Origin of the sequence: Pseudomonas sp. 43(2021), from assembly GCF_017490805.1 — a bacterium.
Classification (GTDB): Bacteria; Pseudomonadota; Gammaproteobacteria; order Pseudomonadales; family Pseudomonadaceae; genus Aquipseudomonas.
On sequence record NZ_JAFGYJ010000070.1, the window covers coordinates 1 to 1,704 of the forward strand.

Here is a 1,704-nt window from a genome sequence, read left to right on the forward strand (position 1 = left end):
CAAATCCCCTTATTGGGGGTAAGACATGAAGATGCCAGAAAAACATGACCTGTTGGCCGCCATTCTCGCGGCAAAGGAACAAGGCATCGGGGCAATCCTTGCGTTTGCAATGGCGTACCTTCGCGGCAGATATAATGGCGGTGCGTTTACAAAAACAGTAATCGACGCAACGATGTGCGCCATTATCGCCTAGTTCATTCGTGACCTTCTCGACTTCGCCGGACTAAGTAGCAATCTCGCTTATATAACGAGCGTGTTTATCGGCTACATCGGTACTGACTCGATTGGTTCGCTTATCAAACGCTTCGCTGCTAAAAAAGCCGGAGTAGAAGATGGTAGAAATCAATAATCAACGTAAGGCGTTCCTCGATATGCTGGCGTGGTCGGAGGGAACTGATAACGGACGTCAGAAAACCAGAAATCATGGTTATGACGTCATTGTAGGCGGAGAGCTATTTACTGATTACTCCGATCACCCTCGCAAACTTGTCACGCTAAACCCAAAACTCAAATCAACAGGCGCCGGACGCTACCAGCTTCTTTCCCGTTGGTGGGATGCCTACCGCAAGCAGCTTGGCCTGAAAGACTTCTCTCCGAAAAGTCAGGACGCTGTGGCATTGCAGCAGATTAAGGAGCGTGGCGCTTTACCTATGATTGATCGTGGTGATATCCGTCAGGCAATCGACCGTTGCAGCAATATCTGGGCTTCACTGCCGGGCGCTGGTTATGGTCAGTTCGAGCATAAGGCTGACAGCCTGATTGCAAAATTCAAAGAAGCGGGCGGAACGGTCAGAGAGATTGATGTATGAGCAGAGTCACCGCGATTATCTCCGCTCTGGTTATCTGCATCATCGTCTGCCTGTCATGGGCTGTTAATCATTACCGTGATAACGCCATTACCTACAAAGCCCAGCGCGACAAAAATGCCAGAGAACTGAAGCTGGCGAACGCGGCAATTACTGACATGCAGATGCGTCAGCGTGATGTTGCTGCGCTCGATGCAAAATACACGAAGGAGTTAGCTGATGCTAAAGCTGAAAATGATGCTCTGCGTGATGATGTTGCCGCTGGTCGTCGTCGGTTGCACATCAAAGCAGTCTGTCAGTCAGTGCGTGAAGCCACCACCGCCTCCGGCGTGGATAATGCAGCCTCCCCCCGACTGGCAGACACCGCTGAACGGGATTATTTCACCCTCAGAGAGAGGCTGATCACTATGCAAAAACAACTGGAAGGAACCCAGAAGTATATTAATGAGCAGTGCAGATAGAGTTGCCCATATCGATGGGCAACTCATGCAATTATTGTGAGCAATACACACGCGCTTCCAGCGGAGTATAAATGCCTAAAGTAATAAAACCGAGCAATCCATTTACGAATGTTTGCTGGGTTTCTGTTTTAACAACATTTTCTGCGCCGCCACAAATTTTGGCTGCATCGACAGTTTTCTTCTGCCCAATTCCAGAAACGAAGAAATGATGGGTGATGGTTTCCTTTGGTGCTACTGCTGCCGGTTTGTTTTGAACAGTAAACGTCTGTTGAGCACATCCTGTAATAAGCAGGGCCAGCGCAGTAGCGAGTAGCATTTTTTTCATGGTGTTATTCCCGATGCTTTTTGAAGTTCGCAGAATCGTATGTGTAGAAAATTAAACAAACCCTAAACAATGAGTTGAAATTTCATATTGTTAATATTTATTAATGTATGTC

3 protein-coding genes and 1 pseudogene are annotated in these 1,704 nt (G+C 47.7%); 3 read left to right on the forward strand and 1 reads right to left on the reverse strand.

The window, feature by feature from the left end:
* Positions 1–31: 31 nt before the first annotated feature.
* The 3 genes and pseudogenes from J5M71_RS29415 to rzpD all read left to right on the forward strand — a co-directional run bounded on the left by J5M71_RS29415 (position 32) and on the right by rzpD (position 1,267).
* Positions 32–349: pseudogene (locus J5M71_RS29415) on the forward strand (phage holin, lambda family).
* Positions 333–809 (forward strand): glycoside hydrolase family protein, encoded by a 477-nt coding sequence (locus J5M71_RS25850; protein WP_000229403.1) that lies wholly within the window; start codon positions 333–335, stop codon positions 807–809. The pseudogene J5M71_RS29415 and the gene J5M71_RS25850 overlap by 17 nt, the downstream one beginning before the upstream one ends.
* On the forward strand, positions 806–1,267 hold the full coding sequence (gene rzpD / locus J5M71_RS25855; protein ID WP_000092275.1) for a prophage endopeptidase RzpD: 462 nt from the start codon (positions 806–808) through the stop codon (positions 1,265–1,267). Before J5M71_RS25850 ends, rzpD begins: the two co-directional genes overlap by 4 nt.
* 31 nt (positions 1,268–1,298) lie before the next feature.
* On the opposite strand, the gene bor is transcribed toward rzpD, so the two are convergent.
* Positions 1,299–1,592: a serum resistance lipoprotein Bor gene (bor, locus tag J5M71_RS25860; RefSeq protein ID WP_000738492.1), complete on the reverse strand. Its 294-nt coding sequence runs from the start codon at positions 1,590–1,592 to the stop codon at positions 1,299–1,301.
* Positions 1,593–1,704 lie beyond the last annotated feature (112 nt).